At 66.5% G+C, this 23,287-nt stretch carries 17 protein-coding genes and 2 riboswitches; of the genes, 11 read left to right on the top strand and 6 right to left on the bottom strand.

The features are described from left to right. Positions 1-3 precede the first annotated feature (3 nt). The gene (locus V6Z91_RS26850; RefSeq protein WP_338763498.1) at positions 4-3,168 is read right to left on the bottom strand and encodes a winged helix-turn-helix domain-containing protein; all 3,165 of its coding nucleotides are present in this window, start codon (positions 3,166-3,168) and stop codon (positions 4-6) included. A gap of 223 nt (positions 3,169-3,391) precedes the next feature. Here V6Z91_RS26850 and V6Z91_RS26845 point away from each other — a divergent pair, with 223 nt between their 5' ends. Together V6Z91_RS26845 and V6Z91_RS26840 are read left to right on the top strand one after the other, a co-directional pair. After that, positions 3,392-4,108 (top strand): hypothetical protein, encoded by a 717-nt coding sequence (locus V6Z91_RS26845; protein WP_338763496.1) that lies wholly within the window; start codon positions 3,392-3,394, stop codon positions 4,106-4,108. A 10-nt stretch (positions 4,109-4,118) separates the two neighbouring features. Then, positions 4,119-5,165 carry a hypothetical protein gene (locus tag V6Z91_RS26840; RefSeq protein WP_338763494.1) on the top strand — a complete coding sequence of 349 codons (1,047 nt, stop codon included), beginning with the start codon at positions 4,119-4,121 and terminating at the stop codon, positions 5,163-5,165. Positions 5,166-5,406: 241 nt separating this feature from the next. On the opposite strand, the gene gcvP is transcribed toward V6Z91_RS26840, so the two are convergent. The 4 genes from gcvP to V6Z91_RS26820 form a co-directional block, all read right to left on the bottom strand. Continuing rightward, positions 5,407-8,301, bottom strand: a complete 2,895-nt coding sequence (gene gcvP / locus V6Z91_RS26835) for an aminomethyl-transferring glycine dehydrogenase (protein WP_338763492.1) — start codon at positions 8,299-8,301, stop codon at positions 5,407-5,409. Positions 8,302-8,358: 57 nt separating this feature from the next. Next, positions 8,359-8,742, bottom strand: coding sequence for a glycine cleavage system protein GcvH (gene gcvH / locus V6Z91_RS26830; RefSeq protein ID WP_338763489.1), 384 nt, complete (start codon positions 8,740-8,742; stop codon positions 8,359-8,361). Between the two features lie 33 nt (positions 8,743-8,775). Further along, positions 8,776-9,909: a glycine cleavage system aminomethyltransferase GcvT gene (gcvT, locus tag V6Z91_RS26825; RefSeq protein ID WP_338763486.1), complete on the bottom strand. Its 1,134-nt coding sequence runs from the start codon at positions 9,907-9,909 to the stop codon at positions 8,776-8,778. An 84-nt stretch (positions 9,910-9,993) separates the two neighbouring features. Then, positions 9,994-10,114, bottom strand: a riboswitch (glycine riboswitch). A 9-nt stretch (positions 10,115-10,123) separates the two neighbouring features. Further along, a riboswitch (glycine riboswitch) is annotated at positions 10,124-10,211 on the bottom strand. Between the two features lie 173 nt (positions 10,212-10,384). Next, positions 10,385-11,344 (bottom strand): LysR family transcriptional regulator, encoded by a 960-nt coding sequence (locus tag V6Z91_RS26820; RefSeq protein WP_338763483.1) that lies wholly within the window; start codon positions 11,342-11,344, stop codon positions 10,385-10,387. Between the two features lie 110 nt (positions 11,345-11,454). Between V6Z91_RS26820 and V6Z91_RS26815 the strand changes: the two genes are divergently transcribed. The 6 genes from V6Z91_RS26815 (at position 11,455) to V6Z91_RS26790 (ending at position 16,888) form a co-directional block, all read left to right on the top strand. Next, entirely contained in the window at positions 11,455-12,552 is a 1,098-nt protein-coding gene (locus tag V6Z91_RS26815; protein WP_338763480.1) for a porin, read from the top strand. 17 nt (positions 12,553-12,569) lie between these two features. Next, positions 12,570-13,685 (top strand): aryl-sulfate sulfotransferase, encoded by a 1,116-nt coding sequence (locus V6Z91_RS26810; protein ID WP_338763477.1) that lies wholly within the window; start codon positions 12,570-12,572, stop codon positions 13,683-13,685. Positions 13,686-13,687: 2 nt separating this feature from the next. Next, on the top strand, positions 13,688-14,650 hold the full coding sequence (locus tag V6Z91_RS26805; RefSeq protein WP_338763474.1) for an ABC transporter substrate-binding protein: 963 nt from the start codon (positions 13,688-13,690) through the stop codon (positions 14,648-14,650). Next, positions 14,647-15,396 carry an ABC transporter ATP-binding protein gene (locus V6Z91_RS26800; protein ID WP_338763471.1) on the top strand — a complete coding sequence of 250 codons (750 nt, stop codon included), beginning with the start codon at positions 14,647-14,649 and terminating at the stop codon, positions 15,394-15,396. Before V6Z91_RS26805 ends, V6Z91_RS26800 begins: the two co-directional genes overlap by 4 nt. After that, entirely contained in the window at positions 15,396-16,193 is a 798-nt protein-coding gene (locus tag V6Z91_RS26795; RefSeq protein WP_338763469.1) for an ABC transporter permease, read from the top strand. Before V6Z91_RS26800 ends, V6Z91_RS26795 begins: the two co-directional genes overlap by 1 nt. Positions 16,194-16,327: 134 nt before the next feature. Next, positions 16,328-16,888, top strand: a complete 561-nt coding sequence (locus V6Z91_RS26790; protein ID WP_338763466.1) for an ATP-dependent Clp protease proteolytic subunit — start codon at positions 16,328-16,330, stop codon at positions 16,886-16,888. 110 nt (positions 16,889-16,998) lie between these two features. On the opposite strand, the gene V6Z91_RS26785 is transcribed toward V6Z91_RS26790, so the two are convergent. Further along, on the bottom strand, positions 16,999-17,178 hold the full coding sequence (locus V6Z91_RS26785) for a hypothetical protein (RefSeq protein ID WP_338763465.1): 180 nt from the start codon (positions 17,176-17,178) through the stop codon (positions 16,999-17,001). A gap of 423 nt (positions 17,179-17,601) precedes the next feature. On the opposite strand from V6Z91_RS26785, the gene V6Z91_RS26780 reads away from it, so the two are divergent. The 3 genes from V6Z91_RS26780 (at position 17,602) to V6Z91_RS26770 (ending at position 23,277) form a co-directional block, all read left to right on the top strand. Beyond that, on the top strand, positions 17,602-18,246 hold the full coding sequence (locus V6Z91_RS26780) for a phosphatase PAP2 family protein (protein WP_338763463.1): 645 nt from the start codon (positions 17,602-17,604) through the stop codon (positions 18,244-18,246). A gap of 163 nt (positions 18,247-18,409) precedes the next feature. Beyond that, positions 18,410-21,934 (top strand): chromosome segregation protein SMC, encoded by a 3,525-nt coding sequence (gene smc, locus V6Z91_RS26775; RefSeq protein ID WP_338763461.1) that lies wholly within the window; start codon positions 18,410-18,412, stop codon positions 21,932-21,934. Continuing rightward, the gene (locus tag V6Z91_RS26770; protein WP_338763459.1) at positions 21,931-23,277 is read left to right on the top strand and encodes a cell division protein ZipA C-terminal FtsZ-binding domain-containing protein; all 1,347 of its coding nucleotides are present in this window, start codon (positions 21,931-21,933) and stop codon (positions 23,275-23,277) included. Before smc ends, V6Z91_RS26770 begins: the two co-directional genes overlap by 4 nt. The last annotated feature ends 10 nt before the right edge of the window (positions 23,278-23,287 follow it).

The following is a 23,287-nucleotide window of genomic DNA, read 5'->3' as shown; positions in this document are numbered from 1 at the left end:
CTATTACTCCAGTCGTGGTTGGTCAAAAGATAGATGTTGCAAAAAGCCTGGATCGCGAAACTTCATATCGAGTAGTCGCTGCCTCTCGAGGTGCGCCAGCTCCCCGGTGCCCATGCAGTCATGCGCTTGCACGATGCCGGAAAGGATGAAATATTCGGAACCGGTCTGCCGCATTGGTTCCATGATGGAGGCCGCCTCGCGGCAGGCCAATTCCGCTTGCTTTTCCTGGTCGCGCGCACGCAGGATATCGGCACGTGCCAGCAGTGTGTTGGCGAGTACGACGCGAACCGAAATGTCCTTTGTTGACGCGGGTGTCATGGAGCGAAGTCTGTCGAGAACGGGATCCAGCACATGTGCAGCCTTGTCGAAATCTCTCATGCGGATAAGGATGTTGGCGATATAAACGTCTACCTGCGCAGCCAAACGGCTCAGCTCGGCCTGCGATGAGTCAGCCGCATGTAGATTCGCCACGGCCTGCCGCAGGCGCTTGAGTTGCGCCAGAGCGTTCGATGGCGCGGTAAAAGACGACAGATACGCCGATTTGACCGCGATGACGTACAAATGGCGCTTCCACGCCAAATTGCTGGGGTCCATCTCGGCGAAAGTCGACATGATTTTCAGTGCGTCATGCCATGTGTCCAGGCTGCTTGACATGCCGAGGGCCTGCTCCATCTCGGCAACGTGCGACGAGGCAGAGGCAAGACGGACTCCCCATGCCGCATTCGCGCGATTGCGCTCCAGTACTTCACTGATCAGCTGCCGCTCGGTCTCATACAAGTTCCTCGCCTCTTCCAGCTTGCCACTGTAAGCGGTGGCGGAAGCCAGCCATGAAAAACTGTTGGCAAGACTCATCACTCGAGAATCGTCGCCTGGCTGCATGTCAATCGCAGCGCGCTTCATTCGAATCGATTCCTTGAATGCTGTACTGGCGCCTGTGAAATCCCGCAGTCCCATCAAAACGGTACCGATGCCATTATGTGCGTAGGACAGCTCGAGCCGAGATGCCACGTCCGCCGGGGCAAGCTCCACAAGCTTCTGGCTCAACGCCCGATATTGCTGCAAATATTCCAGCGCGGCGGCCCATTCGTCCCGGTTGCGATGAATCTCGCCCAGCCAGAACGCTACGGCGCCCTGCGCCTTCAGCGCGGCCCTGTCGTCCGGCGCCTGCCGAAGCAGTCGCTCGAGGATGCCCCGCGCCGCCACCAGCGCCGTTCTTGCCTCATCGGGCTTGCCCCGCGCGATGTCGACCTCGGCGATGACCTGCAGCGCCTTGGCCCGCTGGAGCGCGGCCTGCGAATGCCCGTCATCCCGGTCATCGGCCAGATAGGCGAGGGCCCGCTTGCTGACATCATCGAGCAATTCGAGCCGCCCCAGCGGCCGCAGCTTGTCGGCGAAGTCGCCGAGCATGAAGCCCATCAAGCCTTCGGCATCGGCGCGGCGCTGCTCGGCCTCCTGTTGCGCCGAGCGGGCCAGCGAACCCAGTCCCGCGGCCAGTACCGCCAGCATCCCGATCACGGCCATGACGCCCAGGCGTATCCGCTCGCCCAGCCTCGCCCGGCTCACGGAGCGCTCGACGTACTCGCGTGCGACCGGGGACAGCGTCACCTCGCTGGCCGCCAGCAGGCCGCGCGCCGCATTGACCTGGCTGCCGGGCGGCAGCAGCAGGTCCTTCGGCCTGCCGCCGGCCGCCCAGCGCTCGGCCTGCGCCGTCAGCCGGGTACGCAGTTGCAGATCCTGCCGGTGCCGCTCGATCCAGTCGGCGACGCGCGGCCACCGCCGCAGCAAGGCTTCATGCGTTACGCCGAAGCTGGCCACCTCGCCACTCAGTTCGCTGACGAACAGGCGGGCTTCGACCAGCGCCCGCACCAGGTCGCGCGCGGCCTCGGTGGCCAGCGCCGACCAGGCCGGGCGCCGCGCGGTGACGGCGTTCTGCTCGTCGCCCACGGCCACCAGCAGCGACAGCACGTTCGGCAGCGCGGCCTGCTGCGCGGCCGGCAGCGCCGCCACGACCTGCTCGGCACGCACGCCCAGCGCGCCTTCGATGCCGCCAAGCCGGCGGAAGACGTCGAAGCGCAGCAAGCCTTCCTCGCCGCGCTGGCGATACAGCTCGTCCAGGCAGTATTGCAGCAGCGGCAGCGCATCCGGGCTCGCGCGGGCGGCGTCGCACAGCACGTCGTCCAGGCCCGCGCCGCTTTCCGCATCGCGCTCGAAGACGAGCCGGGCGGCGCGCGCCGGTTCGCGCACCATCTGCGCGATGGCGGCGCCGTCGGGCGGCTCCACGTCGAAATGGCCGCCGCGCGTCTTCAACGCCATCATCTCCGGCACGGCCATCAGTTCGGGATAAAAATCGTTGCGGCAGGCCAGCACCACCAGCACATTGGCGCGGGCCAGCCGGTCCAGCGCGTGGAAGAATGCCGCCCGTTCGGCAGCCGTGTCGGCGGCGCGGAACACCGCTTCCAGGCGGTCGACGAACACGGCCAGCCGGGCGGGCCCGTGCACGGCGAGCTGCGCCGCGATGGCGGCCGGCTCTTCGCGCAAGCGCCGGCCCAGGGAGGCGGCGTCCGCGCCGTCGAACAGCAGCACGGCATCGCGCTCGGCATCGAGCAGCACGGCGGCGAGCGCGCCGAGCAGGCCGCTGCCGCCCAAGTCTGCGCAATCCATGTGCAATGTGCAGTCAAGGGCGACCAGGCCGCCGTTCGGGACCGTCAACTGCGGCAGCAGGCCGGCGCGCACCAGCGACGTCTTTCCGGAACCCGAAGCGCCCAGCACCAGGGCCATGGCGCAGCCGCCGCTCACCTGGTCCAGCACCGTCTGGCGCAGCCGGGTGGCTGCCTGGAGGCGCCCGAAGAAGATCGCGGCATGGTGTTCCTCGAACGCGGCCAGGCCCCGGAACGGCGAGCCGTCTTCCCAGGCGCCTGGGGGCGCTTCCTCTTCCACCACCTCGGCGATGGCCCGGTAGCCGCGCTTGCGCACCGTTTCGATATATCGTGGATCAGTGCTGGAATCGCCAAGCGCCTTGCGCAATTGCGCGATCGCCTTGTGCACCGGGTTGTCTCCCAGCTCGGCGGTGCCCCAGCATTTTTGGAGGATTTCCTCGGGCGGAATCACGGCATGGGGGTGCCGGCAGAGGTAGCGCAGCACGTCCATGGCACGGGGTTCGAGCGGCACGCGCGTCTCCCCCATGCGCAGGGCATTGCCTGCCACCTCCACTTGCCAGTCGCCGAAGCGAAACCCGCGGTGATTCATCCGATCGCCACCCCAAAATTATTTTTCTATGCGAATCAACGACTTGAGTATTCCGGAAGGTTTCCGGAAGGCGCCCGAAGCACGCCTTGGATACAGTTTTGCCAATTGATCGACATCAATCTTAACATTTCTTCAAATCAAATAGATGGCAAAATTTAACTCGCTCGTTGACGCTGAGGAATTCTCGCGACGCTACTTGAAGCCGCTGCTGGTGGATGCCTTGCAGGTGCGTCTCGACGCCTGGCCGGTCGCGCTGGCACTGCCGCAAGGAGCGATCGTCGATCCTTCCGGCTGCGAATGCGAGCGGTCCGGGGCGGCGGACGAGCCCCGTTTCGTGTCCACGGCGCGCGGCTGGAGCTGGCGCGATCACCAGCTGGTGACGTGGCAAACGGAAGGAGAGGTGGCCCACCGCCGCTCCTCCGAACTGGAACACCGGTACGACGTGATCGTGTCCGAACAGCCGGACATGGCCGGGGTGCCGCGCCTGACCGTCGACCTGCACGCCGTGCAGACGCGCTGCGAGCGCGACGCGGTTTCCGAAGCCGCCTGCGACCTGGGCACCGGCTGGGCCAGGCTGACGCTGCGCTGGTCACTGCGCCTGCAACTGGTGGTCACCGCCGCCGGCCGGGCGAACTTGATCACCCGCGCAAACCGCATGCCGCCCCGAGCCGACGACGGCCGCACCGGCCCCTATATCAGTGCCGATCCCCTGGGACGCCTGCTGGATGTGCGCCGCGTCACGCGCGAATGGGACCGCGGCGGCGCGAGCCTCGCGGCGGTGCAAGACCAGCTGGTGAGCCGCCTGGCCGCGGCGATCGAACCGCCACTGGCCCAGCATTGCGCGCAGTTAGCATATATGTAACAGTGCGGCGATGGCAAACCTGTTCCTGTATGCCGGCGCAACGGCGCGCCGGCCGCTGTTCATCGTCCGCGGCGCGGCGGGCGAGCCGCTGCTCGCCGGCGTCGACCGGTCCGGGCGCCTGCGCCTGGTACAACGCCAGGGCGCCGCGGCATGGCACGATGCCGACCTGACGGAAGCCTTGCCCGGCGGCGGCACGTCTCATTGCGCCGATGTGCGCCAGGCTCCGGATGGGACGATTGCCGTCGCCCTGTCGGTACGCAATGCGGCAGGGGCGAGCACCCTGCATTGCGGTACCGGCCTGCCGGCCGGGCACGACATGGCTGGCTGGGCGGAAACGCTCCGGCACCTGCCGGCCGCTCCCGGCCTGCCCTCGAACGCGGGCGTGAAGCGGCTCAAGTTCGGCCTGTTGCAGGCCGGTGCGCCGCCGCTGCTGCTGATCGAAACGGCGGCCGCGCAGGGTGTACAGAACTGGTACTGCAACGCCGCCGCGCCGGGCACGCTGCGGGCGCTGCGGCTGCCGCCCGGTGCCGCGCACGCGATCGGCAGCTTCCGGCAGCCGGGCGTGTGGAGCCTGCATGCCGAAGGCAAGGCCAGTACGTTGCGCTTCACGCCGCTGCGCGATCCCTTCGGCTGGGGCGTGGACCTGGGCTATCGGGACCTGCCGCCGCACACGCGCAGCGTGCTGCTGGCACCCGGCACGATGCCGAACGTGCCCGACCTGTATGTGGCGGGCGAGGGCATCGTCGTGTACCGCGGCGGGAACACGCTGCCGCAGCCCGTGGCGCCGGTGGCCGGCGCGCGCCTGCTGTGGAGCCATGCGCGCGACGGCGCGGAGTACCTGGCCTGCGCCGATGGCGAAGGGGCGCTGTGGATGATCGCGCGGCCGCGGCGCGGCGCCTGGAGCGCGCCGGTCCGGCTGACCCGGCGCCGCGCGGTGCTGGCGGTGGCCGGGCAGTTCATCTACGCCGCCGCCGTCGAAGAGGGCAACCTGGAAGTGCAGCGCTTCACGATGGATGGGCGGCTGTACGACAGCGAGACCGCGGCGCGGGGTTGGTAAACGGAAAACGCCGCCCAACTCCCGGTGGACGGCGCTCAGGGTTCGAGGCCCCAGTAGCGCAGGCGTTCTGGTGTCGGACCGCTGCAGCGGGCGGACTTTCAGGTGTCGGACACCGCTTTTCGGTAGACGCGACCTCGGAGGAAAACCGGTGTCGGACACCGAAAATCCGGTGTCCGACACCAGCGGCGACACCAGCGGCGCGGGGGTTGCGGTTCTTGCCCCGTCCGCCAACGGCCCTGGCCTACTCGTAAGCGCTGATCGGCGCGCAGCCGCAGAACAGGTTGCGGTCGCCGTACACGTTATCGGCGCGGCCCACCGGCGGCCAGTACTTCTGCTTGCGCAGCGACGGCACCGGGTAGGCGGCCACTTCGCGGCTGTACTGGCGGTCCCAGTTGTCGGCCACCAGCACCTCGGCCGTGTGCGGCGCGAACTTCAGCGGGTTGTTCGCCTTGTCGAATTCGCCGCTTTCCACCTTGGCGATTTCGGCGCGGATGGCGATCATCGCATCGATGAAACGGTCCAGCTCCGCCTTCGCTTCCGATTCGGTCGGCTCGATCATCAAGGTGCCCGGCACCGGGAAGCTCATGGTCGGCGCGTGGAAGCCGAAGTCCATCAGGCGCTTGGCCACGTCTTCGTTGCTGATGCCGGTGGCATCGGTCAGCGGGCGCAGGTCGATGATGCACTCGTGCGCCACCAGGCCGTCGTGGCCCGAGTACAGCACCGGGTAGTGCGGCGCCAGGCGGCGCGCCACGTAGTTCGCGTTCAGGATCGCGGTCTCGGTGGCCGCGGTCAGGCCCTCGGCGCCCATCATGGCAATGTACATCCACGAGATCGGCAGGATCGACGCGGAACCGTAGGCTGCGGCGGACACGGCGCCGATGCCGGTCTCGCTGCGCTGGTAGCCGGTGGAGCGCTGGTTCGGCAGGAACGGCGCCAGGTGCGCGCCCACGCCGATGGGGCCTACGCCCGGGCCGCCGCCGCCGTGCGGGATGCAGAACGTCTTGTGCAGGTTCAGGTGCGACACGTCGCCGCCGAATGCGCCCGGCGCGGCCACGCCGACCAGGGCGTTCATGTTGGCGCCGTCGATGTACACCTGGCCGCCGTGCGCGTGTACGATGTCGCACAGTTCGCGAATGCCTTCCTCGAACACGCCGTGCGTGGACGGGTAGGTGACCATCACGCAAGCCAGGTTCTTGCTGTGCTGCTCGGCCTTGGCCTTCAGGTCGGCCAGGTCCACGTTGCCGTTCTCGTCGCAGGCGGTCACGACCACCTGCATGCCGACCATGCTGGCGGACGCCGGGTTGGTACCGTGCGCCGACGATGGAATCAGGCAGATGTTGCGATGCCCCTCGCCGCGCGACTGGTGGTACTTCTGGATCACCAGCAAGCCCGCGTATTCACCCTGCGAACCCGCGTTCGGCTGCAGCGACACGGCGGCATAGCCGGTCACCGCGCACAGCATTTCTTCCAGCTGGCCGATCATTTCGCGGTAGCCCACGGTCTGTTCTTGCGGCGCGAACGGGTGGATGTTCGAGAATTCCGGCCACGTCACCGGGATCATTTCGCTGGTGGCGTTCAGCTTCATCGTGCACGAACCCAGCGGGATCATGGTGCGGTCCAGCGCCAGGTCCTTGTCGGCCAGCGAACGCAGGTAGCGCAGCATTTCGGTCTCGCTGTGGTAGCGGTTGAAGACCGGGTGGGCCAGGTATTCCGAGGTCCGTGCCAGTTCGGCGGGGAAGGCGTCTTCGCCGTTTTCTTCGAGAGCGCCGAAGTCCGGGGCGGCCGGCGCATTCGCCACGCCGGTCGAGAACACGGTCCACAGGGCGGCCAGCGTGTCGCGATCGCTCGTCTCGTCGAGCGACACGCCGACGTGGCGCGCATCGATGCGGCGCAGGTTGATGCCGTTGGCCACCGCGGCGGCGTGCAGCGCATCGGCGCGGTCGGTGACGATGGTCAGCGTGTCGAAGAACGTGCTGTTGGCCAGCTGGTAGCCCAGCGCGCGGAGGTGGCCGGCCAGGATGCCGGTGTAGCGGTGCACGCGGGTGGCGATGTTCGCCAGGCCCTGCGGGCCGTGGTAGACGGCATACATCGAGGCGATCACGGCCAGCAGCACCTGCGCGGTGCAGATGTTCGAAGTCGCTTTTTCGCGGCGGATGTGCTGCTCGCGCGTCTGCAGCGCCAGGCGGTAGGCCGTTTTGCCCTGCTGGTCGACCGTGACGCCGACCAGGCGCCCCGGCATCGAGCGCTTGTATTCGTCGCGCGTCGCCATGTAGCCGGCGTGCGGGCCGCCGAAGCCCAGCGGCACGCCGAAGCGCTGGCTGTTGCCCACGACGACATCCGCGCCCCATTCGCCCGGCGGCGTGAGCAAGGTCAGCGCCAGCAGGTCGGCGGCCACGACGACCATGGCGCCCGTGGCCTTCACTTTCTCCACGTCGGCGCGGTAGTCGCGCACGGCGCCATCCACGCCCGGGTATTGCAACAGCACGCCGAAGGCGTCCGTCACGCCCGCCAGTTCCAGCGGATTGAAGGTGCGCACCTCGATGCCCAGCGGCTCGGCGCGGGTCTGGATCACTTCCAGCGTCTGCGGCAGCACGTCATTGGCCACATAGAAGAGCTTCGACTTGGATTTGCCGACACGCTGGATCAGCGTCATCGCTTCGGCGGCCGAGGTGCCTTCGTCCAGCATCGACGCGTTGGCGATGCCCATGCCCGTCAGGTCGGTGATCGCCTGCTGGAAGTTCAGGATCGCTTCCAGGCGGCCTTGCGAGATTTCCGGCTGGTAGGGCGTATAGGCGGTGTACCAGGCCGGGTTTTCAAAGATATTGCGCAGCACCACACCCGGGGTGTAGGTGCCGTAATAACCCTGGCCAATCAGCGACTTCAAGACCTTGTTCTTGCCGGCGATGCCCTTCAGCTTGGCCAGCGCAGCCTGTTCCGGCAGCGGCTCGGCGAACTGGCCGAGGGGCAGGGCGCCACGGTTGCGGATGTTCTCGGGAACGATCGCATCGATCAGCGCGGCGCGCGACGGATAGCCGAGCACGTCGAGCATCTGCTGCTGTTCTGCGGCATCCGGGCCGATGTGGCGGGCGATGAAGGCGTCACGCGCCTCGAGGGAAGTCAGGCTGGTACGGGTCATGAGGATCTCTTGTGGCCAAGGGGAGGGCCGGCAGCGCCGGCCCGGGTACTGCGGGAATTAAGAGGCGGTGTTCTTGCCGTAGGCGTCGGCGTCGAGCAGGCCGTCGATGGCCGAGGCGTCGCTCGGCTTCATCTTGAACAGCCATGCGTCATAGGCGTTGGCGTTGATCGATTCCGGCGAGCCGGCCACCGCGTCGTTGACTGCGACGACTTCGCCCGACACCGGAGCATAGATGTCGGAAGCGGCTTTCACCGATTCCACCACGGCGGCGTCGTCGCCGGCCGTGTAGCTGTTGCCGACCTTCGGCAGCTCGACGAACACGATGTCGCCCAGCGCGTCCTGCGCGAATTCGGTGATGCCGACCGTGATCGTGCCGTCGGACTCCTTGCGCACCCATTCGTGGGACTCGGTGTACTTCAGCTCTGCGGGGATGTTGCTCATGTGTTGCTCCAGATTGGTGATGTTATAGGGAGGTCAGGCGACGAGGATTTTACCGTTCCGCACGAAAGGCAGCTTCACGACCGTGGCCGCGAGCTTCTTGTCGCGGATTTCCACGTGCACCGTATCGCCGACCTGCACGCTCGCAGTTCCATTCATCTGCACACGCGCCAGCGCGATCGCCTGCTGCATGGTGGGGCTGAAGGTGCCGGAGGTGATTTCTCCCGTCTCGCCCGTTGGAGCGATGACTTTCTGGTGCGCGCGCAGCACGCCGCCTTTTTCGCGCAGGATCAGGCCCACGAACTGGGCGTTCTGCCCCTTGGTCTGCAGGGCGCTCTTGCCGACGAAGTCGCGCTCGGACACCAGGTCGATGGTCCAGGCCAGGCCCGCGTCCAGCGGGTTCACGGTTTCATCCATGTCCTGGCCATACAGGTTCATGCCCGCTTCCAGGCGCAGCGTATCCCGCGCGCCCAGGCCGGCGGGCTTCACGCCGGCAACGGCCAGCGCATTCCACAGCGCCTCGGCCTGCGTGGCGGCCACGCCGATCTCGAAACCGTCTTCGCCGGTGTAGCCGGTGCGTGCCACCATCGCTTCGCCGAACGCCGTATCCTTCACGATCGCCACGTTGAACGGCTTCATCTCAACCGTCGCATCCTTCGTTTGCGGGAGCACTTCCCACACCTTGGCGCGGGCGTTCGGACCCTGCACGGCGATCAGCGCCATGGCGTTCGCGGGATCGTCGCGGCGCTGCGTGATGGCGAGGCCGGCGTTCCACTCGTCGCTCTTCGCCTTCATCCACGCCACGTCCTTCTCGGCGGTACCGGCGTTCACGACCAGGCGGAACCAGTTTTCGGAGAAGAAATAGACGATCAGGTCGTCGATGACGCCGCCCTCGGGGTTCAGCATGCACGAGTAGAGCGCCTTGCCGGAAGTCTTCAGCTTGTCGACATTGTTGGCCAGCAGGCGGCGCAGGAAGCCGCGCACGTCGTTGCCTTCGATGTCGACCACGCACATGTGGGCCACGTCGAACATGCCCACGTCGCTGCGCACGGCATGGTGTTCCTCGATCTGCGAACCGTAGTTGACGGGCATGTCCCAGCCGCCGAAATCGACCATGCGGGCGCCGAGGGCGCGATGGGCTGCATTGAGTGGGGTGGTTTTGAGCGTCATGGGTCCTCGGACATCGGTTGGGGTGGCAACACAACAGGGCGCACAAGGCACGGAAGAAGCGGACAGCACTTTTCCACTGTTGTTCGTTACCCCTCTGTCCTCGGTACCTGAGAGATAGCGGCTCGATGGTTCGACTCCGCACGCCCCTTCGGTGGGCAAGCTTACCGGTTACGGTAGAAGCGTGCCGCTCTCCAGAGTTTTGGCCGCCGTTGGCGACCCCTGACCGGTCCTTGTTGCCTGAGAGTTTTTGGGTGATGCCCCTTCGGCGGCAGCGTGGCGCTGCGCTCTCCCGGTCGAGGATCGGGACTATAAGTTAAGTACAAGGGGGTGTCAATGCGGCAGTGGAGGGAGCGGGCACTCGCGGTGTGCCAGCCGCCCGTGCCGGGCGCCGCAAGCGTGACCGTGGGGGAGCCGCTCATCAATACTTCCTGTCCGGCCGCGCTCGGCCGGGGTACGGGATACGGTCGGGAACGGCCTACACGGCGAAATTGACGGGCTCGATCAGCGCGCCCGGCACCTCGTCGAACCGGGCACGCACGGCCTCGATCACCTCATCCATGGCCGCAATGAACACGCCCATCACGGCCGTGGTGCTGTACCCCGTGCGCTGGTACAGGCAGGAATGCAGCAGGGCGCCGGCGTCGAGCAGCGGCGTCCAGCTCAGTGCTTTTGCGGCCACTTCCCGTGCCACGTTCTCGGGGATCAGGAACGCCACGGCTTGGCCACGCTCCACCAGCGAGCGTGCCATGGCCACCGAACTGGTTTCCACCACGGGCCGCAGCTCGCCGTGCAATCGTGGCTCGATCAGGCGCGCCATGCTGGACAGTTCCATGTCCTGCGCCATCAGCACCAGCGGGTGGCCGAGGCAGTCGCGCAACCGGACTGTCTTGCCGGCCTGCGCCAGCGGATGGTCCGGCGCCGTCACGACGCCGAGCCGTTGCGGCCACGCCCGCACTTCCTCCACGCCCGGCGGCGGCAGAGCGCGGCGCAGGCAATAAGCGACATCCACCTCGCCGTTCGCGACCCAGCGCAGCAGTGTCGCGCCATTGCCCGAGCGCACGTTGTAGGTGACGCCGGGATGGCTTGCCATCAGTTTTCCGATCACTTCCGGAATGAGGTTTTCCGCCGACGAGTGGGAAACGCCCAGGTTCACATGACCGCGCCGCACATCGCGGAATTCCTCGACCTGCGCGAGCGCATTGTCGAAGTCGCGCTGGCCGCGTCGCACGGCGGCCAGCATGATGTCGCCGGCCGTGGTGAGCTGCATGCCGCGCGGCAGCCGGTCGAACAGCGGGACGCCCACGGTTCTTTCGAGATTGAGGATCTGCTGGTTGACGGCGGCGGCCGTGAGATGCAGCGTTTCGGCGGCCTTGCGTACGGAACCGCGCCGGGCCACTTCATCGAAGCACCGGAACGCCTGGGAGATGGCTGGCATGACTGTAAGATTTTCTTTGACGCTCCATCATAAATTATCAGCTATTCCAGACGCAATGCCCTCCCTAGAATGCCTCCCATCCGCAAGGCGGCAACCAAGAGGGAGAGAGCGTGGGTTCATTACGAGGAGTGGCCATTGCGATGGTGGCCGTGCTGGCGCTGCCGGCCATGGCGCAATCGCAGGTGACGGTGTTCGGGCTGGTCGATGCGGGCGTGGCAGTCAACAAGCTGGCCGGCAGCGGTGTGCGCAAGGTCTATGTGACGAGCGGGTCCATGACGACCTCGCAGTTCGGCATTCGCGGTGTCGAAGACCTGGGCGGCGGTGGCAAGGCGTACTTCGAGCTGAGTTCCTTCTTCAGCATGAAGACCGGCGCGATCATCGGCGGCGCCAGCCAGCAGAGCCTGTTCGGCCGCAGCGCCTTCGTCGGCATCTCGTCGCCGTCGCTGGGCGCCATCGACATCGGTCGCGGCAACAATCCATCGTTCCTGCCCACGCTGCAATTCAATGCCTTCGGCAATTCCGGTGGATGGGGGCCACTGTGGCACGCGACGTATTTCAATTTCACGCAGTACCCGTCCTTTGCCGGTGTCGACGGTCTGATCCACGATACGGCCTGGGATGGGCAAGTGCACTACACGTCGCCCAAGTTCGCGGGCGCCGTCATCAACCTGCACTACGCGCCGGGCGAGATCGCCGGCCGCGGCGGGGTGGCCAACTGGGGCGCGAACATCCTGTATCACAACGGCCCGCTGGGGCTGGCGGCGTATTACCAGAACACCGAGGTGCACAGCACGGGCGGCGCCACGGCCGACTGGTACAGCAAGCCTTTTGACGCCGGGAACGTGCGGGTACCGGCGAATGCGCCGACGCGCAGCCGGTTCGCCGGCGCCAGCTACGACTTCGGCGTGCTGAAGGCCTTCGTGACGTGGCAGCGCAGCCTCCAGGAGATCTCGCGCATCGGCGCGCGCACCGCGCAGGCCAGCGTGGCGATTCCCGTCGCCGGCGGCCGGATCCTTGCCGAGTATGCACACACCCGCTATGCCGGCCCCGGCGCGCCCGCCGAGACGCTGTTGCAGGAGGCCGTGATCGGCTACGACTACCACCTGTCGCGCCGCACCGACGTCTACGCCAACTACCTGCGCAGCAGGAATTCGCAATCGCGCCCGGACGGCTACACGGCCGGCGTGGGCATCCGCCATCAATTCTGACACTGGAGAAAACACACATGACGACCACCGTCGACCAGATCACCCAGCGCCGCCGCGGCGTTGGCCTGATCGCCCACGATCCCGCGCTGAGCGCCGGGGGCTACACCCTTATCGCGCCCCAAACGGCCGATGGCAATGTGTACCTGATCGATATCGAGGGCAAGGTTGCCCACCAATGGAAGCTGCCGGTGCGACCAGGCCGTGCCGCCGTGATCCTGCCCAACGGGAACCTGGGCTACAACGGCAACCACGCGAAGTCGCCCGAGCGCTATGGCGCGTGGTCGCTGTGGCACGGTGGCGACTTCTACGAAGCCACGCCGGCCGGCGACATCGTCTGGCGCTACGAGGATGACAGCCACCACCACGATGCGCGCTGGCTGCCCAACGGGCACCTGTTGTATGCGGGTTGCGCGCCGCTGCCGCCCGGTTTCGCCCGGCGCATTCCCGGCGGCACGGCCAAGGGCGCCGACGAAATGACCTACGGCGACGTGATACGGGAGGTGAACCGCGCCGGAGAGATCGTGTGGGAATGGAAGGCATGGGAACACCTCGAACCGGAAGCGTTCCCGATCGCGGCGGGCTTCGGCCGCCACCACTGGCCGCTCGTAAATGGCCTGGACGTGACGGCCGAAGGCCTGGTGCTGATGAGTCTTCGCACCACCAGCGGCATCATCGGCGTGGACAGGGCGAGCGGCAAGGTGAAGCTGCATATCGGCCCTGAAGTGGTATCGCACCAGCATGCGCCGGTGGCCCTGGAGAACGGCAATATCCTTGCCTTCGACAACGGCAACTTTCGGAAGGGCCAGCACGTGGTGTTTTCGCGCGTGCTGGAAATCGAGCCGCGCACGCAACGCATCGTCTGGTCGTACCAGGATGAACTGGTCAATGCGTTCTACACGGCCTACATGGGCAGCGCGCAGCGCCTGCCGAACGGGAATACGCACGTGACCGAATCGGCCACGGGGCGCCTCTTCGAAGTCACGCCGGCCGGCGAATTGGTGTGGGAATACATCATCCCGTGGTTCGCCGAATACCCGGACGAGGCAGCGCGCAGCTACGTCCCGGGGCGCCAGAACAGCGTATTCCAGACGTTCCGCTACAGCCGCGCTCAACTGCCCTGGCTGGAGGGTTGAGCATGCGCTTCGCCAATGTCGTGAAGGGAGCGGTGTCCACCGCATTGCTGGCCGGGGCAGCGCTGGCCCAGGCCGCGGAGCCGGTGCCGGTACGCATCCTGCTGAACTGGTTCGCGCAACCGGACCAGGCCGGCTATTGGCAGGCGCAGCAGGGCAAGCTGGGCCGCGATGCCGGCGTCGCCATCGCCGTGCAGCAGGGCGGCCCCCGCATCCAGACGATTCCTCAGGTGGCCTCCGGCCAGGCCGAATTCGGCATCGCCAATGCGGACGACCTGCTGCTGGCGCGGGCCCGCGGAGCCCCGGTGCGCGCGGTGCTGGCGCACCTCGATCACGTGCCGTACACGCTCGTATACCACCGCGACCCGGCCGTGAAATCGATCCGCGACCTGCGCGGCCGCACCTTTGCCGTCAACCTGGGCAGCGCATACTGGGAATGGCTGCGGCACCACTACCGCCTCGATGGCGCGCGCACAATCCCTGTCAGCGGCGACCTGAGCCTGTTCCGTAACGACCCGAGCATGGTGCAGCAGGGTTATTCGCTGTACCTGCCGGCGCGCATGGCTGCGGCGGGGCTGGCCGTGCAGCAGATCACACTGGCATCGCTGGGTTACCGTTCGTATGGCGTGCTGTTCACCACGGACGACATGATTCGCACCAAGCCGGCCGTGGTGCGCGCCACGGTAGCCGCCGTTCGCCAGGGCTGGCGCAGCTACGCGGCGAACCCGGCCGCGCTGCGCCCACTGCTGACCACCATGAACCAGCAGATCCCCCCGGCGCTGTACGACACCGCCAGCCGCGAGCTGATCGATACGCAACTGGCTGGCGATCCTGCCCGCTTCGGCTGCATGAGCGCGGCGCGCTGGCGCGAGCTGGCGGCCCAGCTGCAGTCCGTGAAGTTCCTGCCGGCCGGCTTCGATGAAAAGACGGCATTCGACAACACTTTGATTCCGGGTTGCGGTCCATGAGCGAAAGAGCAGGGGTGACGCTGGAGGGAGTGACGAAGCGTTACGACAATGGCTTGCAGGCACTGGACGCGGTCGACCTGGCGCTGCCGGCAGGCTCATTCACGTCCCTGGTCGGTCAGTCCGGCTGCGGCAAGTCCACGCTGCTCAGGATCATCGCCGGCCTGGTCGCACCGAGCACGGGCGGGTGCCGGCGCGGCGGCGGCACCCCGGCCTTCGTGTTCCAGGAACCGGCGCTGCTGCCGTGGCGTACGGTCGACGGCAATGCGCAGTTGCTGATGGAGCTGGAGGATTGGACGCCGGCGGCACGCCGGGCTCGCGCCGCCGAAGTGCTGACGCAAGTGGGGCTGGCTGGCTTTGGCCATGCCTACCCGCATGAACTGTCGGGCGGCATGCGGATGCGGCTGTCGCTGGCCCGCGCGCTCGCGCTGCGGCCCGACCTGCTGTTGCTGGACGAGCCGCTGGCGGCCGTCGACGAGCTTACCCGCGACCTGCTGCAGGAACAGCTGTCGCAGCTGTGGCAGGACGCGGGTTTCACTGGCGTGCTCGTCACGCATAATGTGCACGAAGCCCTGTTCCTGTCCCAACGGGTGGTGGTGATGGCACCGCGTCCTGGGCGTGTCGTGCAGGTCTTCGATGTGCCGTTTCCCTTCCCGCGCGCGCCAGAACTGCGCGCCAGCCCCGCGTTCGCGGCACTGGCGGGCCAGGTCAGCGCCACGCTGCGTGCATCCACCATATTGAGGTCCTGATGGCTGAACGTTCTCTTTCCTTTTACCGGTTCGCCGCGCAGGCAGTTCCCGCACCGGCGCTGGCCTTGCTGGCGATCGCCGCCTGGCAGGCACTTTGCCTGACGGTCTACCAGGGCAAGGGCTATCTCTTGCCGTCGCCGCTGGAGGTCGCATCGGCCACCGCCGGCAATGCCGGGCTGCTGGCCGCCTCCGCCCTGACCACACTGCGCGAGGCGGTGCTCGGCTATGCCTCGGCAGCGGTGCTGGGCATCGCCCTGGCGGCCGCCATGAGCCAGGCGCGCCTGCTGGAGCGCTGCCTGTATCCGTACGCGGTGCTGCTGCAAACCGTGCCCGTGGTCGCCGTCGCGCCCCTGATCGTGCTGTGGAGCGGCTACAACGAGCGGTCGGTGGTGCTGATCGCGCTGATCATGGCGCTGTTCCCGATCGTGAACAACACCTTGCTGGGCTTGCGCTCCACACCGCAACAACTTCTCGAGCTGTTCGCCCTGCACCGCGCTGGCCGCTGGCGCACTTTCATCCGCCTGCGGCTGCCCGCCGCGCTGCCGCATACGCTGGCCGGACTGCGAATTTCCGCAGGCCTGTCGGTGATCGGCGCCATCGTGGGCGAATTCATCATCGGTGCGGGGAACTCCGGCGGCGGGCTGGGTGTGCAGATCGTGTTCGCCCAAGGGCGGATGGATACGGCCTTGCTGTTTGCCGAGGTGATTGCCGCGACGATGCTGGGCTTTGCGCTGTTTGCCGCGGCGAGTGGGGTAGGGGCAGTATTGTTGCGCAGGTGGCATGAGTCCGCGCGCTAGGGTGACTTTGCCATGCATCAGGTTCCCTTGATCGAGGGCAATCCCCAACAACACCCCTGCCACCCGGTCGTGCGTCCCCAAAACAGGGCGTGCGCTAGAATAAGCCACACCGTTTTTTAGGGGTAAGAAAAACCATGAGCGAGGATAAGCAAAAACTCAACGGGGCAGCCTGGTTTACGTTGTCGGGCGACGTCAACAGCGATATGGTGCACCGCGTGTTCGAGGCGGTGGCGGACATGACGGAAGATGGCGTGGAAACCGCGCACATCCTGCTGCAATCGAACGGCGGTTACGTGAGCGATGGCCTGTGCCTGTACAACTACCTGTCGAACCTGCCGATCAAGATCGTCATGTACAACGGCGGGGCGGTGGCGTCGATCGCGGTGATCCTGTTCCTGTCGGGCCAGGAACGCTACGCGAGCGAGACAGGGCGCTTCATGGTGCACAAGTCGCACGCCAGTGCGCCGTCCGGGGCGCGGCCCGATGCGCTGCGCATCATCGTCGAAGGCTTGCAGGCCGACGATGCCCGCACGGAATCGATCCTGCGCCAGCACGTGCAACTCTCCGAAGAGCACTGGCTGGTCCACGCCCATGCCGACCTGCACCTGACGGCACGCGAAGCGGCCAAGGTCGGGCTGGTCAACGAAGTGCGCGATTTCCGCCCGCCGAAGGGCAAGCGCGTCACCAATATCTGAATTGCGGGCATGAGAAAAGAGCTTGGAACGGCGCTACCTTTCCAAGCTCTTCTCATGATGAGGCATCCGCAGGCGGATGCCCGTCGCGCACGACGGTATAACTTCCGGAATTACTTTTTCGAGCCCGACTTCTTGCCATCGTTCTTGTGGCTCTGGCGGCCGGCTTCGGCGTGCTGCTCCGGCGTGCCGCCCTGGGTGCCACCCGAACGGGAGCCCTGGTTGCCGGACTGCTTCGAGCTGCCGGATGAAGAACCTTGCTTGTTGCCACCGCTTTTCTGATTCGAAGCCATTTTGCTTTCCTTTCAATGGAGTGGGGAACGTGCACCGAAGACGCTTCCGTGTGCCGCCGCATTGAATGCGTGGTGGATGCGTTTCCGGTAGCGAAATGATGCGTTTTTGATCAGTGGGCGGATATCGGAGTTTGCCGTCAGGCCCTGTAGGACTAGCGCTTGTAGCGCGAGCATAAAGCTCATCAATACAAGGACTTATGTACGCTATCGAACACACGTGCGGACGAGTGCGCTAACGTGATGCCCGAGGCTGTCTGTTATCCCCGCAGGTCCGGCTTGTCTTGTGAGTAAATCGACAAGCTTAAGAAGAACCTAATATATTGGCTCTACGCTGCCGAGCTGGCCACGAAACGCTGCTGCAATTGCCCGATGGCAATTTCTTATGGTATAACCGCGTGGTGCAGGCAATCAAGGGACCTATCGATGACGTTGTTGTGGATGGCGCTTTCCGCGCTGGGCAGTATGAGTGTAACGGGGCCGCTGGGCGTGGCTGTGGCCGTGTGGCTGCTGGCCGGGCGCACGTGGCGCCTGTCGCTGTCGTGGTGCCTGCTGTTCGGAATCGGCCTGCTGCTCGTCGTGGTGACCAAGGTCGCCTGGTATGGCTGGGGCATCGGCATCCCTGAATGGAAGTTCGCCGGCCTGTCCGGCCATGCGATGCGCGCGTGTGCCGTGTATCCCGTCGTGTTCTATCTGCTGTTCCTGAAGGCTCCGTCGCTGACGCGCCACGTTGCCCTGGCCGCCGGCATCCTGCTCGCGGCGCTGGTCAGCCTTTCCCGTGTGCCGGTGCTGGCCCATTCGCTGTCGGAAGTGGTGCTGGGCGGCGCCGTCGGGCTGGCGGTGGCGGCGGCGTTCATCATGACGGCGCGCAGCGAACAGCCGGCCGGCTTTACCCGGGCCCTGGCCGCCCTGTGCGTGCCGCTGGTGCTCGTCATGCCGTTCACCAAGCCCATGCCGGCCGAGCGGTGGGTGCGGGACGTGGCCATGTACCTGTCCGGCTCCGATCCGGTCGAGCGTGCGTGGAAGCTGGGCCCCGAGGGCAAGCGATACAAGGCGCACCGCGAGAGCTAGAAAACCGCCGGCTGCTTGCCGGCGCTGGTTTCCTGTCCCTGGCCTGCTGCCGCCAGCGCAATAGTGCGATTTTGTCCAGCCCCCTGGCGGGCGATGGTATGATAACCACCTTTGCAACCAGCCTGCCGGGCGAACAACAGTCGGGCAAGATACATTCCTCTACGTGCGTCTATCATCCATTAAATTGTCGGGATTTAAGTCGTTCGTCGATCCCACCAATTTCCAGGTGCCCGGGCAGCTGGTAGGCGTGGTGGGGCCGAACGGCTGCGGCAAGTCGAACATCATCGACGCGGTGCGCTGGGTGCTGGGCGAATCGAAGGCGTCCGAGCTGCGCGGCGAGTCGATGCAGGATGTGATCTTCAACGGCTCCACCCATCGCAAGCCTGCCGGCCGCGCGTCCGTCGAACTCGTGTTCGACAATCACGACGGCAAGGCATCCGGCCAATGGGGCCAGTATGCCGAGATCGCCGTCAAGCGCACGCTCACGCGCGACGGCACGTCCACCTACTACATCAACGGCCAGCCGGTGCGCCGGCGCGATATCCAGGACATCTTCCTGGGCACCGGCCTGGGGCCGCGCGCCTACGCCATCATCGGCCAGGGCATGATCGCCCGCATCATCGAGTCGCGGCCCGAGGAATTGCGCGTGTTCCTCGAGGAAGCCGCCGGCGTCTCGAAGTACAAGGAGCGCCGCCGCGAGACGGAGAATCGCCTGCACGACACGCGCGACAACCTGCTGCGCGTGGAAGACATCCTGCGCGAGCTTTCCGGCAACCTGGAAAAGCTCGAAGGCCAGGCGGCGATCGCCACCCGGTTCCACCAGCTGCAGGCGGAACAGGATGAAAAGCAGAAGCTCCTGTGGCTGCTGCGGCGCAACGAGGCACAGGCCGAGCAAGCGCGCTGGTTTGGCGAGATGCTGCAGGCGCAGACCGATCTCGAAGAGCAGACCGCCAGGCTGCGCAATGTGGAACTGTCGCTGGAGCAGATGCGCCAGGCGCACTTCGCCGTTGGTGACCGCCTGCACACCGCCCAAGGGGCGCTGTACCAGACCAACGCGGAAATCGGCAGCCTGGAAGCGCAGATCAAGTTCGTGGTCGAATCGCGCACGCGCCTGCAGCAGCAGCTCGGCACACTGGCCGCGCAGCGCGACCAGTGGCAGCAGCAGGCCGAGGAATACCGCGGCCAGCTGGAGGAGGCGGATTTCAACCTCGAGGAACTGGCGGCCAAGGTCGAGGAATCGCGCATGCTGGCCGAACAGAAGGCCGAGCTGCTGCCGCTGCTCGAAGGCGAATGGCGCGCAGCCCAGGAAAAATCCACCGAGTCGCGCGCCCGCATCATGGGGATGCAGCAGCAGCTGGAGCTGGAATCGGCGCACCAGCGCAATGCGTCGAACATCCTCGCCAGCCTGGCCACGCGGCGCGAGCGGCTGCAGCAGGAGCGCAATGGCCTGGCGATGCCGGATGCGTCGCACCTGGAAAACCTGCGCTACCAGCTCGAGGAAAAGCAGCAGGCGCTGGAAGAAACCGGCATGCAGCTGGACGAGGCGCTGGAACAGCAGCCGCGCCTGGAAGAGGAGCGCCGTGCCGCGCAAGCCGCGGTGCAAGGCGAAACGGCCGCCAGCGCCCAGCTGGAAGCGCGCCTGACGGCGCTGCGCCAGTTGCAGGAGCGGGTGCAAACCCAGGGCAAGGTCACGCCATGGCTCAAGAAGCATGGGCTGGACGAGTTGCCGCGCCTGTGGCAGCAGCTGGCCATCGAGCCGGGCTGGGAAGCCGCGGTGGAATCCGTGCTGCGCGAGCGCGCCGGCGCGCTGCAGGTCTCGAACCTCGACTGGGCCAAGCATTTCATCGGCGATGCGCCGCCGGCCAAGCTGGCGCTGTTCGCGCCGCTCACCGCGGCGCCGGCACCGGCCGCCCCGGTGGGCTTCAAGCCGCTGCTCGACCTGCTGAAACTGAACGACCCGGGCTTGCGCGGTGTGCTGCAGGACTGGCTGCACCAGGTCTTCGTGGCCGAGGATACGGCGCAGGCATTCTCGAACCGCGGCCACCTGCCGGCCGGCGCGTCCTTCGTCACGCGCCAGGGCCATATCGTGACGCAGTCGAGCGTGCGCTTCCATGCCGCCGACTCCGAGCAGGAAGGCATGCTGGGGCGCCAGCAGGAGATCGACAATATCGGCAAGCAGCTGCGCGCCCAGGCCATGCTGGCCGAGGAAGCGCGCGCCCGCGCCGTGCGCGCCGAGGCGGCGGTAACGAACCACGGCCGCGTCGTCGCCGAGCTGCGGCAGAAAAACCAGTCGCTCACGTCGTCCGTGCACGCCTTGCAGCTGGAAGTGGTGAAGCTGTCCGAGATCGAGGCGCGCTTCAACCAGCGCAGCACGCAGATCGAAACCGATCTCGCCGAGATCGCCGCGCAGGAAGCGGAGCAGATGCAGGCCAAGCTGGAATCGGAAGAGAAATTCGAACAGCTCGACATGGCGCTGGCCGAATTGCAGGGCGAGCACGAGGAAGGGCAGGAGGGCTACCTGCGCATCGAGGCGCGGCTGGCTGATGCCCGCGAGGCACTGCGTGACCTGGAGCGCCGCGCGCAGGAAGCGGAATTCGCCGAGAAGTCGGCGCGTAATCGTATCGACGAACTGCGCCGCAACATCGCCACCGCCAGCACGCAGGCGGCCCAGGTGGTCGAGAGCCTGCGCGCGGGCGAGCTGGAACTGGCCGGCCTGGAAGCCGGTACCGCGCACGAAGGCTTGCAGGACTTGCTCGACCGCCGCACGCAGCAGGAACGCGCGCTGGCCGACGCGCGTCACGAGCTCGACCAGATCACGCAGCAGTTACGCCACGCCGAGGAAGCGCGCATGAGCGGCGAACGCAGCCTGCAACCGCAGCGCGACCGCATCACGGAGATCCAGCTGAAGGAGCAGGCCGCGCGCCTGAATCAGGAGCAGTTCGCCCAGCAGCTGGCCGAGGTGCAGGCCGACGAAGCTACGCTCTCGGCCAAGCTGCAGCCGGACATGAAGGCGCAATACCTGCAAGCCGAAGTGACGCGGCTGACCAATGCGATCGCCGCGCTGGGCGCCGTCAACCTGGCCGCCCTCGACGAGCTGGCGCAGGCTTCCGAGCGCAAGAATTTCCTGGACGCGCAAAACCGCGACCTGCTGGAAGCGATCGCCACGCTGGAAGACGCGATCGCCAAGATCGACAAGGAAACGCGCGACCTGTTGCAGGAAACGTTCGACCGCGTGAACGGCCACTTCTCCGAACTGTTCCCGATCCTGTTTGGTGGCGGGCAGGCTAAACTGATCATGACGGGCGACGAGATCCTCGATTCCGGCGTGCAGGTGATGGCCCAGCCGCCGGGCAAGAAGAATGCGACGATCCACCTGCTGTCCGGCGGTGAAAAGGCGCTGACGGCAACGGCCCTCGTGTTCTCCATGTTCCGCCTGAATCCGGCGCCGTTCTGCCTGCTCGACGAAGTCGACGCGCCGCTGGACGACGCAAACACGGAACGTTTCTGCAAGATGGTGAAACGCATGTCGGACCAGACCCAATTCCTCTTCATCTCGCACAACAAGATCGCGATGGAGATGGCCACTCAACTGATCGGTGTGACGATGCAGGAGCAGGGCGTATCGCGCATCGTGGCGGTGGATATCGAAGCCGCCGCCCATTTCGCTACCGAGGCACAAGCAGCATGACAGATTTCCAGACCAGTTTGATCGCAGCTGCCGGCGTATTCGTCGCCGGCGTATTCATCTACAACAAGTGGCAGGAGCACAAGGCCAAGAAGAGCGTCGAACGGGCCTTCGCGTCCGAGCATGACGACGTGCTGATGCGCCGCAGCGACGAGCCTGGCCTCGACATCACGGCCGATGCCGCCGCCGATGGCGTCGCGGCGCGGGCGGAACCCAGCTTCTCGCTGGGCGATGTGCCCATGGTCGATGCCGGCTCCGGCGCCTACGGCAAGCCGCCCCACGACGATATCGTGGCGCCCAGCGTGGTCGCAGACGACGTGCAACATGCCGAACCCGAGGTGAAGGTTCCCGCCGAGCCCACGCTGGACATTCCTGCGGCCGCTCCGGTTGCCGCTGCCGAACCCGTCACCGCGGCGCCGGTCGCAGCTCCCGCACCCTCCGCGGCTCCGGCCCCGGCGCCCCCGCCGGCTGCTGCCCCGGCACCCGCGCCGATCGTCGAGCCGCCGGTTCCGGTGCGCAGCGCCGACGCAGCCGTGCCGCCATCCGAGCTGGCCACCGCCCTCGTCGATCCGCTGATCGATTGCCTGCTGCCGCTGGAGATGGCCGCGCCGATGCGCGGTGAGAAGCTGCTGCCGGCCTTGCAGAAGCTGCGCCTGGTCGGCAACAAGCCGGTGCATTACGTGGGCCTGGCCGTTTCCGGCGACTGGCTGCCGATCCAGCACGGCATCGTGTACACGAAATTGCAGGGTGGGGTGCAGCTGGCCAGCCGCACCACGGCCCTGAACGAACTCGAATACTCAGAACTGGTGACGCGCCTGCGCACCGTGGCCGACGAGATCGGCGCCGAACCGCAGATTCCCGACATGATGGAAGTGATGGCCGAGGCGAAGAACCTGCACCGCTTCGTGGCCAACCACGACGCCCAGCTGGGCGTGAACCTGGCCGCCAACGGCGCGCCGTGGGATGTGACCACGCTGGTCGGCGCGCTGGAAAAGCAGGGCTTCGACCTGCGTCCGGACGGTCGCTTCGTGATGGCGGACGGCGAGGGCGGCCAGCTCTTCACGCTGTCGACCAATGTGTCGCCGGCCGAGGAAACGACGGGGCGCCTTACCCTGCTGCTGGACGTGCCCTGCGTGGCGCCGGCGCGCGACGGCTTCGGCGCCATGATCGCCTGCGCGAAGTCGCTGGTGCAGCGGCTAGACGCGATCATCGTCGACGACTACAACCAGCCGCTCTCCGACGCCTCGATCGCCGAGATCGCCGGGCAGGTGAAGGAGTTCTATGCCGACATGGAAGCTTCCGATATCCCCGCCGGCTCCACGCGCGCGTTGCGGCTGTTCAACTGATTCCTGGTAC

Source organism: Massilia sp. METH4, assembly GCF_037094685.1.
Lineage (GTDB): Bacteria > Pseudomonadota > Gammaproteobacteria > Burkholderiales > Burkholderiaceae_D > Rugamonas.
The sequence above is the reverse complement of the archived record's forward strand: the minus strand, read 5'-3'. Positions and strand labels throughout refer to the sequence as shown.